A 13,605-nucleotide genomic window follows, 5' to 3' on the forward strand; every position below is an offset into this window, starting at 1 on the left:
TGCCTGCGCGGAAGTCTTGTTCCTAATCACAGAAACTGGAGGCAAGCAACAATGAAACGTATGATCGGGTTTATCATCTTCCTCTGTGGCTTTTTAGTCGTCGCAGCGGGATTCGGTGGTAGTAAGCAAAAGCAACAGGCAAAGCCATTGATCGGTATCTTACAGCCGATGAGTCATCCGGCACTGGATGCCATTCACCGCGGCATTATTAAGGGACTGGATGAGAGCGGCTATCCTAAGAACACCATCAAAATTGATTTTCAAAACGCGCAGGGTGATCAGAGCAATCTGAAGTCCATGGCGGAACGCTTCACGACAGAAGATGCGACAGTGACAGTGGGGATTGCGACACCTGCAGCCCAAGCACTGGCTAATGCAAATTCAACGACACCGATTGTCCTGGGTGCCGTCACCGATCCTGTGGGCGCCAAGTTAGTGAAATCAAACGCACATCCAGGCGGCAACATTACTGGTGTTTCCGATCGCTCACCACTGAAGGCACAGTTGAGTTTGATTCACAAATTAGTGCCACACGCTAAGACATTAGGCATCATCGGGACGTCGAGTGATGATTCAGCCCAGACCCAACTCAAGCAGGTGCAACAGATTGCACCAACTCTGGGCTTTACGGTTAAGAAGTACACCATCAGCAACACCAATGATTTGCAACAAGTGGCTGGTCAAATGGCGAATGCGGTCGATGCCATCTACGTGCCAAACGACAACACGATCGCCAGTGCGATGCAGACATTAGTCGCAGCGGCCAATCAAAACAAGGTGCCAATTTTCCCAGCCGCCGATACCATGGTTGATCAAGGCGGAATCGCGACAATCGGGCTGGATCAATTCAAGCTGGGTGTCGAGACCGGTAAGATGGTTGCTCAGATTCTGAAGGGCAAAAACCAGCTAATTATCCCGTGCACTTTGAAAGCACAGGGACCTTGGTCTTGAATACCAAGGTGGCCAAGCAATTGGGCATTACGATTCCAGATTCATTATTAACGCAAGCAGAGAAGTCAGGGAGGGTGATCAAATGATGATGTTAGGTGTTTCAGCAATTGGCCAGGGCCTGTTATACGGCCTGCTCGGTGTCGGGTTATTCCTGACATTTCGGATTTTGGATTTTCCTGATATGACGGTCGAAGGTACCTTCCCATTCGGGGCAGCGGTTGCCGTTGCGGCCATTACCCACGGTGTTTCACCACTGCTGGCGACACTGCTCGCTGGGCTAGCCGGGATGTTAGCGGGCCTGACCACGGGTTTGCTGGCCACCAAAGGCCATATGCCGATGTTACTGGCCGGTATTCTGGTGATGACGGGCTTGTTCTCAATCAACCTGCGCATCATGGGCCGCGCCAATCTCTCACTGCTCAATCAGGCTAATCTGTTCAAATACTTACATTTTGGCCCCGAATTCAACAGCGTCATCATCGGTGCTGGCAGTGCGATTGTGATTGTGGGGGTATTGATCGTCTTCTTGAACACCCAACGCGGTCAAGCCTTCATCGCGGCGGGGGACAATCCCAATATGGCGCAGAGCTTAGGTATCAACCCTGATAACCAACAGATCCTGGGCTTGATGGTCGGCAATGGCTTGATTGGCCTCGCTGGCGGCCTGGTTGCCCAAAATAATGGCTACGCCGACGTCAATATGGGTATCGGCGTCATCGTTATCGGTCTGGCTGCAATTATTATCGGTGAGGTGGTCTTCGGTGATTTGACGCTGAGCCAGCGTTTGATTGCGGTGGTATTGGGCAGTATTATCTATCGATTCATTTTGTTACTCGTACTTGCACTGGGCTTCAATCCAGACGACTTGAAGCTGGTGTCCGCTGTTATTCTGGCACTTGCCATCATGGTGCCACAGCTTGATGCACGATTGAAATTGAAGAAGACATTGAAAAAGGGGAGTGTGCGCTGATGAGTGTTCAATTGAAGCTGACCGATGTGCAGGTCAATATCGCACAGGAACAGGGTGTGCGCACGCTGTTGGATGATGTCAATTTGGTATTGAATCAAGGCGATTTTGTCACCGTGCTGGGAACCAATGGTGCGGGAAAGTCCACGCTGTTCAATGCCATCGCCGGCACACTGCCAATTACGGCGGGCCAAATTGAAATTGCCGGTCATGATGTGACCAAATTGAATCCTGAAAAACGAGCGAAGTACATTGCGCGCGTTTCCAGGATCCCAAGCTAGGAACGGCACCACGGATGACTGTGGCGGAGAATCTGGCGCTGGCCTCACATCGTGGCGACCGCCTGAAATTGAAGTTTCAGCAGGTCAGTAAACAGCGTGAGGCCTATCGCACACTTGCGGCCAAGACAGGTAATGGGTTGGACCAAGCGCTCGATAAGGCGACTGAGCAGCTCTCAGGTGGGCAACGACAAGCGCTGAGCCTGTTAATGGCTAGTCTCAAGCGTCCTGAACTATTGCTCTTAGACGAGCACACAGCGGCACTGGATCCGCACACCAGTCAGGCCATCATGGCCCTCACGGCACAAATTGTGGCCGAACAGCAGCTGACTGGCTTGATGATTACGCATCAGATGGATGACGCGCTGCAATATGGGAATCGGCTGATTGTCTTAGATAATGGTCGCATCATTGCAGATTACGATGCCGACTCCAAAGCCAAGTTGACCCGACAAGATTTACTCGACTATTTTGATTAATACTTACTGCTGCCGCATTTTATCAAAATGTGGTACGCTAAAACCATACAATGAAAAAAGGAAACGACAATCATGAAGAAGCGATTAATCGCCCTTGCGGCAAGCAGCTTGTTGGTTTTACAACCATTGATGGTGACCCAGGCGGCTAGTAGTGATGATATCAAGCAGCAAATGAGTAGTAATCAAGATGAGGCCTCTAAGTTACTGGATCAGGTCAATGCGATGACTAAAAAGGTCGCCGATCTGCAAAAACAGGTCAAAGACAAAGATGCCAAGATCAAGGATGAGGAAGCTAAGATTCAGGACCTACAAACCAAACTGGATCAAATGAGCACCCAGATTCAAGACACGCAAGCGACAGTGAAGGCGCGCAAGGCTGAATTGAAGCGCCAGTTGCGTTCCTTACAGAAGTCCGCTGGTGATGGGGTGACCGGCAATGTCTACACCGACTTTGTTTTGAACGGTAGCGACTTGGCAGATGTTGTTGGCCGCGCCTTTGCGGTTCAAAAATTAGTCAGGCCAATCAAGATGCCCTGAAGGCCACCCAAAATCTGTGAGCGAACTGAAAACGACTCAAGTCCGATCAGGAAACGGCCCAAAAGGCGTTAAAGGATCAAAAGTCGCAGCTCGAAGATACGCGGCAATCATTGGTTGTGGATCAAAAAGGCCGCCGAGACACAACAGCAAGCGTTGCAAAAAGAAATCGACGCTCACGCTATGGAATTAGTAGCGTTGCAAGCTAAATATGACCAGGCTGTTGCTGCGGAAGCGGCCAAGAAGGCGCAGGATGAGGCCGATAAAAGGCGGCCGAAGAAGCCAAACAACATGCGGCTAATTTGACCGCGAGTGACGACTACGCTTGGCCATTTGGTTCCTGGTTAGGGACTGAAGATGGTGGACAGTTTGGCCACACAACAGGTTATCCACGGCCCAATGACTATCATGATGGTGTGGACTTTGGTTCCGCAACCTATGGCAGTGGTTCCGATATTCACGCGGTACAATCCGGTACCGTCGTGGTCAGTGGCCTGAAGGGTGACGGCTTAGGCTATGTGATTGTCATCAAGGGTGCTAACGGCATCAGCACGGTGTATCAAGAATTCAGCACCAGTGCTAGCGATGCCTATGTTAAGGAGGGCCAGACCGTTAAAGTCGGTGATGTCATCGGCAAATTGACTGGGTCTCACCTGCACTTGGGGATGACCAAACAGGACTGGAACCAAGCCGTCATGCACTCGTTTGATGCCAGTGGCGGTTGGCTCGATCCTGTGACTATCATTTCAGGTGGCAAATAAGCATTAGGCGTTTGCCTTGTAGAACGCAATGAAGCAATTATATTCGTGAAAAAAGAGCCTGCGACAACCTCATAATGGGGATGTCGCAGGCTCTCTATTCGATTTCATAAAAAAGGAGAACTATGACCGATCAAGAATTACAGCAATTAGTCGAAACAATCTCACTCGCATCGTTCCATCGCCCGTTTGTTCATCAAGCTAAATTTAATGGGCGACTCAAAACAACAGGTGGTCGGTTTCATCTGAAGGATTACCATCTCGACTTTAATCCGACGATGTTTGCGCAATATCCAGAAGCAATCCCTGGCATCATAAAACACGAGTTGGTGCATTATCACCTGTATCAGCAGGGATTGGGTCACACCCATCGGGATGCCGCATTCAAGCAACTGTTGCAGCAGGTCGGCGGATTACGCTATGCGCCTACCATGCCAACCAAACGCGGCCTTATCACTACCAGTGCCAAAATTGCGGTCAGGATTACTGGCGCAAGCGGCGGATGAATGTGGCCCGTTACCGGTGTAGCCGCTGTTATGGACAGCTCAAAGCGGTTTGATCATCGTTTCGTAAACTGAATGAAAGTCATTTCTTTCATAGAGTCGAAGCGCGCCTGCATTGGCCGATAGCACATTGAGTTGAATAAAGGCGAGCTCGCGGGCCTTGCTCCACGCCGTGACTTCATCCAGTAGTCGCTGTCCAATGCCTTTGTTACGAGCGTTCGCATCGACTACCAGATCAACGAGCAGAGACAGGCGGTAGCTGATGATTTCAGCTGCCGCTTCAGTTTTGGCCTCAACCACCAGCGCAAAGCCGTTCACTTGGCCTTCTTCTTCACTGACCAGAATATCGGCGTTGTCATCCATAATATATTTGGCAAAATAATCACGATTATCGGTCTTCAATGGTTGAATAATCATGGGTTCAATGGCAGCCATTTCGGTGGTGAGTGCTTGATACAAGCGGACAATGGCTGATAAATCAACAAGTGTTGCGGGACGAATGGACATAAGCTGACCTCCAATGTTTTTGTATAGTATACACTTTTATGAATAAAGATTGGAAAACTTGTTGACAATGGTGGCCAGATTTTATATACTATTTCTTGTGCTTGAGAGTAATGCGGGTGTGGCGGAACTGGTAGACGCGCAAGATTAAGGATCTTGTGGGCAATTATGCCCGTGAAGGTTCAAGTCCTTTCACCCGCATCAGCTTTAACGGGAATGTTTAAAAAACGCTGTAACCAATTGGTTACAGCGCTTTTTGTGCGTAAATACCTATGATACCGGCCTTTTAGAAGAACGCTTGTCATTTTGCCGATTATTCCGTATACTGAAACCGTAATCAAATCGAGGTCGCAAGACCAACCAATGAAAAGGGGTGAGCGCAATGTGTTGTGAATGTTCAAATGATCAAGTTGGCTGTTGCTGTCTGCGCTCGCAGATGACCATTTCATTGGAGGAGAATTATGCATTTTCATTTAAATAAGTTTGTTGTTGGTGTCACGGCCGTAGTGGCGTTGGTGTTAGTGTGTACTCACGGGCTGCGCGACTAAGAACGCCTCAACCTCAGCAACTAAGTCCCAACAGGTATTAAATCTGCCAACGTCTTCAGCCATGGATACGATTGATATTTCTAAGGCTGGCGGATACGGTCAGAGCGGTAATATCTACGAAAGCTTCTATCGTTTAGGTGACAAGGGCAGTTTGACACCTGGATTGGCGCAATCTGTGACAGTTTCTGCCGATCAAAAGCAATATACGTTCCATCTGCGTGATGCGAAGTGGAGTAATGGTGATTCCATCGTGGCCAGTGATTTCGTCTTTTCATGGCGGCGTTCGGTGACACCTAGCGTCCGCTCGCCTTACGCCTACCTGTTTGCTGGCATTAAAAATGGTGCTGCGATTGCGGCGGGGAAGATGAAACCAGACCAGCTGGGGATTACCGCACCTGATCAAAAGACGGTTGTCATCACGCTTGAGAAGCCAATCGCTTATTTCAAGAAGCTCATGGCTTACCCATTATTTGGCCCGCAAAACGAGCGTCTGGCCAAGAAGTATGGCAATAAGTTCGCCACGCAAGCCAAGTACACGGCTTACAGTGGTCCCTTCAAATTAATTAATTGGACGGGGACGGAAAACACATGGGCCTTTGTTAAGAATCCTGAATACTGGGATCACAAGGTCGTGAAGCTGCAACGGATCAACTACACGGTGGTCGCTGATACCACGACGGGCGTCGATCTGTATAAGACCAACAAGATTGATATGACCCAGCTATCTGTTGAGCAAGTGCCAACCTATGTAAAGGATCAAGATTTTAAGATTTTTGCTTACTCCTACGTGAATTACTTGGCATATAATCGTGAGAACAAAGATGCCGATAAGCGCAAGTTGCTCAACAACGCGAATGCGCGTCTGGCTATTTCCGCGGCACTCGATCGCAGTGAGCTGGCCAAGAAAGTGGTCGGGGATGGCACCTTGATTCCAACTGGATTTGTGGCGACTGAATTAGCCAATGATCCCAAAACCGGGGTGGATTTTGCTAAAGTCCAAGCGGTAAAGGATACGATGACCTACAGTACCAAGTTAGCGAAGCAGTATTGGGCCAAGGCCCAGAGCGAGACCGGCATCAAAAAGATCTCGCTGACCCTGTTAGCTGGGACCGATAACGGTGATGCACCGGCCACTAAAAATGTGGTTCAGTACATCAAGGGGCAATTGGAAGACATTTTACCTGGGATTTCGATTCAAATTCGCGCCATTCCAAGTAAGGCCGCGAAGAATGAAAGAGACACCGGCAACTTTGATATTGCTCTGTCCGGTTGGGGCGCTGACTTCAATGATCCCATCTCATTCCTGGAATTACTCACTAGCGATAATGGCCTCAATGTCGGACACTATAAGAGCGCCACATACGATCAGCTGATTGCAAAAGCCGAAGGTGAGGACGCGACAAAGCCTGAACAGCGCTGGCAAGATCTTCTGACAGCCACGCGGTTGGTTAATCGCGAACAGGCTGTCACACCGCTGTATCAGAGCGTCTATCCAGACTTGATGCGACATACGATTAAGGGTGTGATCCATAATACAGCCGGGACGCAATGGAACTATAAGTATGCCTCAATCAAATAGTTGATAAGAACCTCACGCAAGCAAAAAAGCATCTGTGCGCAAACCAATCGGTCTGTCACAGGTGCTTTTTTGTGCCACTTATGAATGATGCAAGCCCTGTTCACCAATGTTCTTGGGTAGAATCCAGACTTCAATGATAGGGGCAATCATCAGGAGTCCAAGAAAAGCAAAACCGGCTTGATAGGCGAGGTTGATGGGCGCAATGAGCGAAAAGAGTGACACGACCAGCGTGACTAAAGCGACCCCAATCCCTTGCGCGAGGGTTTGCGTGACAGCACTGAGCGTGTTGGCGCTGTTGCGTTCGGCAAATTCGACTTCTGTTAGACTGAGCCCGTTATACGCGGTCAGTGCCAGTGATCGGCCAACCCCCGAAATCGCGGCGAGAATGGCGATGATTGCGGCCGGTGTGGCTGCCGTCATGAAGGCTAGTGCGACGCCACTGATTAAGACCAATCCGAGAGCCAAGAGAATGGCATTGCGATATCCCAGCTTTTCAATTAATGCGGTGGTGAATGGTTTGATGCCGATGTTCCCTAAGAAAATAAAGATGACCAGTGATCCCGCTGCCAGTGCTGACCAGTGCAACACCGTTTGCAGATAGACAGTGAGCAGATAAGGCAATGAGCCGACAGAGAGCCAAAGAATCGAACCACCAGTCTGCGAGATGCGGAAGGATGGAATTTTGAGGGCGGTAACCGCAAAGAGGGGCTGCTTCGCGTGAGTTAAGTGATAACTCACAACCAGTGTCAAAATGATGCCTAATCCAAATAAAGCGGCACTGAGCCACCAGTAGGGTGGGCTTGAGAGGCGCTGTCAGCACTGACTAAGAGCAAGAGCGATGCTGCCGCAATCTCAAAGAAGCCAATGAGATCAAAGCTCGGTCGTTCATTACTCTGATCAGGGGCGAGTAACTTGAGGCCAATGACCCAACTGATTAAACCGATAGGGACATTGATTAAGAAAATCCAGTGCCAACTCGCGTAAGTGGCGAGTGCACCACCGACGACAGGCGCAATGGCGGGTGCGATGAGTGCTGGCCAGATGAGGTAGCTCATCATTTTGAGCAGATCAGCAGGGGCGGTTTTTTCTAAGACAATGAGTCGGGCGGTTGGGGTCATCAGTGATCCCGCCAAGCCTTGCAACATCCGCATCACTAATAATACGGTGAAGTTAGGTGCCAGCGCACTGCCTAATGAACTCACGGTGAATAAAATGACCGCGATGAGCCAGATCCGCCGCTTACCGAACCGGCGGGCGAGCCAGCCGCTGACGGGAATAAAGACAGCAACAGTGATGAGATAGACGCTGACCAGTAAGGCAACGGTAGAACTTGATTGGTGAAAGGTCTGCGCAATTTTTTGGCAGTGCCGTGGTGACAATGGTGCCGTCGAGGATTTCCATAAACAGACTGGCCGCCATTAATAGGGCAATTTTAATTTGTTGTGACATGGGACACCTCATTCGTGGTTAGTTGTTCTTGAAAGTCTGCAATCCAGGTGAGGGTTGCTTGCGCCTGGATGATTTGAAGATTGATGCGTTGCGCTGCGTACCAGTGATCGGTTTATCGACGGCATCGAGATGTGCGATGTTATCCTTGGCATCGCGAATGATACTTTCTTGCTCGAGTTTGTAGTCGTTGAGCAGGTCAAGTTGTGTTGATAAGGGGAGATGCTGCATCGCATCGAGTTTGATCCGGTAAATATCATCGGTGTGGGCCCCCTTGGGAATCGGTTCGGCCATCAATTCAAAGAAGCGTTGCTTGCCGGCTTCAGTGATTGTTGCGACTTTGGTTTTGGTGAGGACGCTGAGGTGCTCAGGGTGATGGCACCAGCGGCCTCCAGGCGATTGAGCAGGGGATAGATGACACCGAAACTCACCTTGCGATAATGATCAAAGGGAATCTGTAATGTCTTTTGTAGCTTATAACCGTTTTGAGGGGATTCCATCAATTCACTCAAAACATTCAGTTCATTCATCATAGGCTTTGCTCCTTCAAATATATCTAAACGATATGGATACTCTATATCGTTTAGATATACGTGTCAACCTTTTTGAAGCGTGATGCATCTTTTTATGTTCAGAAATCAAAAAGAGCTTGTGACGTAACCCCTTCGGGGATGTCACAGGCTCTTATTTTTACGAATTTTATTGACTAATCGTGTTCCAAAAGGTTGAGAATCCCTGTTAACAAGAAGTGTGCGAACTCGCGTTTAGCAACTGAGCACCAGCATAGGTTCGTTTTAATTGGCAGTTTCTGCCAATGACGAACCGAGCTGGGCGCAAGTTGTTGCGAGTTCAAACATCTTAACGGATTGTTTCACATCCTAAGTTCGGGATTTATCACCAATCCCTGTTAATCCTCCCACTCAAGCCACCTTTTGTCACAACTTCCACTTTTTTGGTGATTAAGTTGGCGTCGTTATCTGAGTTGTTTTTCGAGGGTCGTGAAATGCTTCATTGATGGCAGAAACTGATGTTGCCGAATGGCGGTCAAGTCGAGAATGCCCACGTGCAGGGCATCCGCAATCTCCCGGTCGGTCATTTGGCGACTAGCGCGATCGAGTACTTGATCGATTTGTTGGAATCGTTTGTTTGTTAACCAGCGTTCGATGAAATTCATCACAATGATTAAAATAATATTGGTGCAAGGGTGAGCCATGATAATTGTTTCAAGAAGGCGGAAAAAGCAACCCACGCGACCGCGAGCACGATAAGTGTGATTATTTCAATGCGACGAAACTTGGCCATTGTCATCATTCCCTTCTGTCTTTCTCGACAATATTGTACACCAAACGCTTACAATGGCTTTGAGAAAGAAACCTGGCACAAATAGTTTGAATCTCGAAGGTAATTCTGATAACATTTTAAAGCTTATCAACAAATCGGATTGGATTGCGTGACTGATACCAATCGATATTAAGGAGGGGATTTCTTGAAAGCGTTAGGACCTTATTTTAAGACCCAAAAGCTCAATATTTTCTGGTCCGTGTTATCAATCGCCATCGTGGCGTTTGCGACTCTTTGGCAACCACACTTGCTACAACAAGTGCTTGAGGCCATTCTCAAGAAGGATAGCGACACTGTGTTTAAGAATGGTGTCATCTTGGTTGTATTAGGGGTCATCGGCGTGATTGCTGGGGTGATCAACACGATCTACAGTGCCAAAATTGCGTTGAATGTGGCCACTGATATGCGGGCGGATCTCTATAAGAAGATCCAAACTTTCTCATTTGGGAACATTGAGCAGTTTTCCGCATCGAATCTGGTGGTGCGCATGACTAACGATATCAACCAGGTGCAACAGATTGTGATGGCATTGTTCCAACAGCTGACTCGAATTCCTATCTTGTTTATCGGTTCCTTCATCTTGGCCATTATGACGTTGCCCAGTTTGTGGTGGATTATTATCGTTATGATGGTGCTGATTGTCCTGGTGTCAGCCTTCTCATTCACGCGCATGGGTCGCTATTTTGGTACCATGCAAGAACTGATCGAACGGGTGAACACCTTGGCACGCGAAAACCTGATGGGGATTCGCGTGGTCAAATCATTCGTTCAAGAGAACAATCAGATCGATCAGTTTGCTAAGTCGAGTGATGAGATGCGCGACTTGTCGATCAAATTGGTAACTTGTTCGCGATTCTAATGCCCGCTTTTTCTTGATTGCGAACCTCGCGATGGCCTTGGCGATTTTCTTAGTCGGCGGCATGGTGACCGATCATCCGACCTATCTAGCGGCAATCACTTCGTTTATTAGCTATCTGATGCAGATCCTGTTTTCAATCGTGATCGGTGGTTTCATGATGACCTTTGCCTCACGGGCCTTCGTTTCATTGGGCCGGATTGACGAAGTGTTTAACACCAAGCCTCAGCTGACCTTCCCCGATGTGCCTGAAACCACATTGGGTGGCAGCATTCATTTCGATCACGTCAGTTTTACCTATCCCGGTGAAACGGACCCAACCCTAAAGGACATCAGCTTCGATGTGAAGGCGGGCGAAATGATTGGGATTGTGGGCGCGACAGGATCGGGTAAGTCGACCCTGGCGCAATTGATTCCTCGGTTATTTGACCCGGACAGTGGTGAAGTCGAAGTCGGTGGCGTTGATGTCAAAACCGTCAACGAGAACTCATTGCGAAAGGCCGTCTCATTCGTCCTGCAACGGGCCACGATTTTCTCTGGTACCATTGCGGCTAACTTGCGACAGGGGAAAGCCAACGCATCATTGGCCGACATGCAATGGGCCGCTGAAATTGCCCAGAGTGCTGAATTCATCAATCGCTTGGATAAACAATTCGATGCCGAAGTCGAAGAGCGCTCAGCTAACTTCTCTGGGGGCCAAAAGCAGCGGTTGGCGATTACCCGTGGTGTTATCGGTAAACCGGCCATTCTGATTATGGACGACTCGACCAGCGCCCTGGATGCTCGTTCCGAGAAGCTGGTGCAACAAGCCCTTGAAAAGGAATTGACCGGCACCACAACGGTGATTATCGCCGAGAAGATTTCTTCGATCATCAAGGCCGATCGCATCTTAGTGTTGGACGATGGTCAGCTGATCGGTCAGGGGACGCACAAGGAATTGGTGCAAAATAATCCGACCTATCAAGAAATTTATCACACGCAAAAGGCATTAGAGGAGGTGTAGCCATGAAAGATTTAAAGAATGCAGGCAAGTTTTACTGGCACTATTTAAAGCAATACTGGCTCACCTTTGTGACCGTCGCCATTCTGATTGGATTCGCGACCTATTTCTCAGTAACTGCGCCAACCTATATGGGGAAGGCGATTCAGCAACTCGCTGAATATCTCGGTAAATGGATGAATCCGATGACACGCTCGAGTGCCAACCAAGATGCTTTCCGGCACACGATGCTGATCTTTGTGCTTTTGTACCTGGGTAATGCGGCTGGGATGTTGATTTCATCCCTGCTCCTGTCACAGGTCTCCGGTAAGTCAACGGGGACCATGCGGGTCGGATTATTCCGCAAAATGCAGCGGATGCAGGTCAGTTATTTTGACCGGCACACGGATGGCGATATTCTGTCGCGCTACACGTCAGACTTGGATAACATCTTCAATGCCATGAACCAGGCGCTCCTCGAAATTTTCTTGAGTATCGCGCAGTTCATCGGGATTATCATCATGATGTACAACCAAAACGTGCAACTGGCCTGGGTGACGATTGCCTCAACGCCCGTCGCGATTCTGTTAGCGGCTTGGGTGATTCGTCAGGCCGGTGTGTCTGTTGACCGCCAGCAAGACGATATCGGTGCCCTGAACGGTTACATCAACGAACAGATTACGGGCCAAAAGATCATCATCACAAATGGGCTTCAAAAGGAATCAATTGAAGGTTTTGAGACCTATAATCAGGCTGTGCGCCAATCTGCTCTACGTGGTCAGATCTGGTCCGGGATTCTGAATCCATTGCTGCAAGGGATTTCCTTATTGAATACGGCTATCGTCATCTTCTTTGGTTCGTGGTTAGTGCTTCATGGGTCGATGTCACAGGCAGTTGGCCTAGGGTTAGTTGTCGTTTTTGTACAATATGCCCAACAATACTACCAACCCATCATCTCGTTGACCTCACTCTACAATATGATTCAGCTCGCCATCACAGGTGCGCGCCGAATCACTGAAGTGCGTGAACAACCCGATGAAGTCGATGTGGCACACGGCAAGCCTATCGATGAGCTGTCTTCAAAGATTATGATCGATGATGTGCACTTCAGCTATTTACCTGACAAAGAAATCCTGCATGGCGTGTCAATTGAAGTCGATAAGGGCGAGATGGTGGCGCTCGTTGGTCCTACCGGTTCGGGTAAAACAACCGTCATGAATCTGTTGAATCGCTTCTATGACGTTGATTCGGGCGCCATCACATTTGATGGCACCGATATTCGCGATTTCAAATTAGCGGATCTGCGCCGGCATGTCGGCATCGTGCTCCAGGACCCACAACTATTCTCAGGCACCATCGCTGAAAACATCAAGTTTGGTAAACCTGAAGCGACGCAAGAAGAAGTGGAAGACGCGGCCAAACAAGCCAACATTCACGACTTCATCATGAGCCTGGAGCAGGGGTATGAGACACCAATTACGGATGAAAATGCCGTCTTCTCAGCGGGTCAGAAGCAGTTGATGTCGATTGCCCGAACCATCATTACCAATCCAAACTTGTTGATCTTGGATGAGGCGACTTCGAACGTGGATACCGTGACGGAAGCCAAGATTCAAGCGGCCATGGACAACGTGATTCAGGGGCGCACCAGCTTTGTCATCGCACACCGGTTGAAGACCATTTTGAACGCTGACAAGATTGTCGTGCTCAAGGATGGCGAAATCATTGAACAGGGGACGCATCAAGCGTTACTCGATGAAGATGGATTCTATGCGGAACTCTATCACAACCAAATGGTGTTTGAATGACAACGCCAGAAGTTGTGACAAAAGATGTTCTGAGTGGGAGAATCAATTCATTGACCTAGTTGAACGTGCAACAA

At 48.9% G+C, this 13,605-nt stretch carries 12 protein-coding genes, 1 tRNA gene and 4 pseudogenes; 11 read left to right on the top strand and 6 right to left on the bottom strand.

All coding sequences use genetic code 11. The features are described 5' to 3' along the window. Positions 1 to 51 precede the first annotated feature (51 nt). The 7 genes and pseudogenes from trpX to JCM17471_RS07150 all read left to right on the top strand — a co-directional run bounded on the left by trpX (position 52) and on the right by JCM17471_RS07150 (position 4,526). Positions 52 to 1,037 (top strand): annotated as a pseudogene (gene trpX, locus JCM17471_RS07120) (tryptophan ABC transporter substrate-binding protein). Continuing rightward, complete coding sequence (locus JCM17471_RS07125) at positions 1,037 to 1,921, top strand: ABC transporter permease (RefSeq protein ID WP_054777403.1); 885 nt, start codon at positions 1,037 to 1,039, stop codon at positions 1,919 to 1,921. Before trpX ends, JCM17471_RS07125 begins: the two are co-directional and overlap by 1 nt. Further along, positions 1,921 to 2,675: pseudogene (locus JCM17471_RS07130) on the top strand (ABC transporter ATP-binding protein). The gene JCM17471_RS07125 and the pseudogene JCM17471_RS07130 overlap by 1 nt, the downstream one beginning before the upstream one ends. Before the next feature lie 72 nt (positions 2,676 to 2,747). After that, positions 2,748 to 3,212: a PcsB-like coiled-coil domain-containing protein gene (locus JCM17471_RS07135; RefSeq protein WP_054777360.1), complete on the top strand. Its 465-nt coding sequence runs from the start codon at positions 2,748 to 2,750 to the stop codon at positions 3,210 to 3,212. 114 nt (positions 3,213 to 3,326) lie between these two features. Next, positions 3,327 to 3,515, top strand: coding sequence for a hypothetical protein (locus tag JCM17471_RS07140; protein WP_054777361.1), 189 nt, complete (start codon positions 3,327 to 3,329; stop codon positions 3,513 to 3,515). After that, complete coding sequence (locus JCM17471_RS07145) at positions 3,512 to 3,970, top strand: M23 family metallopeptidase (RefSeq protein ID WP_054777362.1); 459 nt, start codon at positions 3,512 to 3,514, stop codon at positions 3,968 to 3,970. Before JCM17471_RS07140 ends, JCM17471_RS07145 begins: the two co-directional genes overlap by 4 nt. Positions 3,971 to 4,092: 122 nt before the next feature. Further along, positions 4,093 to 4,526 (top strand): annotated as a pseudogene (locus tag JCM17471_RS07150) (SprT family protein). Here the strand turns inward: JCM17471_RS07150 and JCM17471_RS07155 are convergent. Further along, positions 4,513 to 4,977 (bottom strand): GNAT family N-acetyltransferase, encoded by a 465-nt coding sequence (locus JCM17471_RS07155; protein ID WP_054777363.1) that lies wholly within the window; start codon positions 4,975 to 4,977, stop codon positions 4,513 to 4,515. The pseudogene JCM17471_RS07150 and the gene JCM17471_RS07155 overlap by 14 nt on opposite strands. A gap of 112 nt (positions 4,978 to 5,089) precedes the next feature. On the opposite strand from JCM17471_RS07155, the gene JCM17471_RS07160 reads away from it, so the two are divergent. Next, positions 5,090 to 5,175, top strand: a tRNA-Leu gene (locus tag JCM17471_RS07160). A 408-nt stretch (positions 5,176 to 5,583) separates the two neighbouring features. Beyond that, entirely contained in the window at positions 5,584 to 7,101 is a 1,518-nt protein-coding gene (locus JCM17471_RS07165; RefSeq protein ID WP_225354174.1) for a peptide ABC transporter substrate-binding protein, read from the top strand. Between the two features lie 78 nt (positions 7,102 to 7,179). Here JCM17471_RS07165 and JCM17471_RS15155 read toward each other — a convergent pair whose 3' ends face one another. The 5 genes from JCM17471_RS15155 to JCM17471_RS07180 all read right to left on the bottom strand — a co-directional run bounded on the left by JCM17471_RS15155 (position 7,180) and on the right by JCM17471_RS07180 (position 9,760). Further along, positions 7,180 to 7,851, bottom strand: coding sequence for an MFS transporter (locus JCM17471_RS15155; protein ID WP_263849454.1), 672 nt, complete (start codon positions 7,849 to 7,851; stop codon positions 7,180 to 7,182). Between the two features lie 8 nt (positions 7,852 to 7,859). After that, positions 7,860 to 8,480, bottom strand: coding sequence for an MFS transporter (locus JCM17471_RS15160; RefSeq protein WP_225354175.1), 621 nt, complete (start codon positions 8,478 to 8,480; stop codon positions 7,860 to 7,862). Between the two features lie 88 nt (positions 8,481 to 8,568). Next, positions 8,569 to 8,841 carry a hypothetical protein gene (locus JCM17471_RS15165; protein WP_225354176.1) on the bottom strand — a complete coding sequence of 91 codons (273 nt, stop codon included), beginning with the start codon at positions 8,839 to 8,841 and terminating at the stop codon, positions 8,569 to 8,571. Next, positions 8,841 to 9,080, bottom strand: a complete 240-nt coding sequence (locus tag JCM17471_RS15170; protein ID WP_225354177.1) for a PadR family transcriptional regulator — start codon at positions 9,078 to 9,080, stop codon at positions 8,841 to 8,843. The genes JCM17471_RS15165 and JCM17471_RS15170 overlap by 1 nt, the downstream gene beginning before the upstream one ends. Positions 9,081 to 9,520: 440 nt before the next feature. Next, the gene (locus JCM17471_RS07180; protein WP_054777364.1) at positions 9,521 to 9,760 is read right to left on the bottom strand and encodes a hypothetical protein; all 240 of its coding nucleotides are present in this window, start codon (positions 9,758 to 9,760) and stop codon (positions 9,521 to 9,523) included. 273 nt (positions 9,761 to 10,033) lie between these two features. Between JCM17471_RS07180 and JCM17471_RS07185 the strand changes: the two are divergent. Next, positions 10,034 to 11,747 (top strand): annotated as a pseudogene (locus JCM17471_RS07185) (ABC transporter ATP-binding protein). Between the two features lie 2 nt (positions 11,748 to 11,749). After that, a complete protein-coding gene (locus JCM17471_RS07190; RefSeq protein ID WP_054777365.1) occupies positions 11,750 to 13,531 on the top strand; it encodes an ABC transporter ATP-binding protein in 1,782 nt (593 codons plus the stop codon). The last annotated feature ends 74 nt before the right edge of the window (positions 13,532 to 13,605 follow it).

Origin of the sequence: Lacticaseibacillus saniviri JCM 17471 = DSM 24301, assembly GCF_001311785.1 — a bacterium.
In the GTDB taxonomy this organism is placed as follows: domain Bacteria; phylum Bacillota; class Bacilli; order Lactobacillales; family Lactobacillaceae; genus Lacticaseibacillus; species Lacticaseibacillus saniviri.

Bases quoted from the DNA above. Each gene is read 5' to 3' on its own strand.
- JCM17471_RS07125 (WP_054777403.1), top strand. From the start codon at position 1,037: ATGATGTTAGGTGTTTCAGCAATTGGCCAGGGCCTGTTATACGGCCTG.
- JCM17471_RS07135 (WP_054777360.1), top strand. From the start codon at position 2,748: ATGAAGAAGCGATTAATCGCCCTTGCGGCAAGCAGCTTGTTGGTTTTA.
- JCM17471_RS07155 (WP_054777363.1), bottom strand. From the start codon at position 4,977: ATGTCCATTCGTCCCGCAACACTTGTTGATTTATCAGCCATTGTCCGC.
- JCM17471_RS07165 (WP_225354174.1), top strand. From the start codon at position 5,584: ATGGATACGATTGATATTTCTAAGGCTGGCGGATACGGTCAGAGCGGT.
- JCM17471_RS15165 (WP_225354176.1), bottom strand. From the start codon at position 8,841: ATGGCCGAACCGATTCCCAAGGGGGCCCACACCGATGATATTTACCGG.
- JCM17471_RS15170 (WP_225354177.1), bottom strand. From the start codon at position 9,080: ATGATGAATGAACTGAATGTTTTGAGTGAATTGATGGAATCCCCTCAA.
- JCM17471_RS07180 (WP_054777364.1), bottom strand. From the start codon at position 9,760: ATGGCTCACCCTTGCACCAATATTATTTTAATCATTGTGATGAATTTC.
- JCM17471_RS07190 (WP_054777365.1), top strand. From the start codon at position 11,750: ATGAAAGATTTAAAGAATGCAGGCAAGTTTTACTGGCACTATTTAAAG.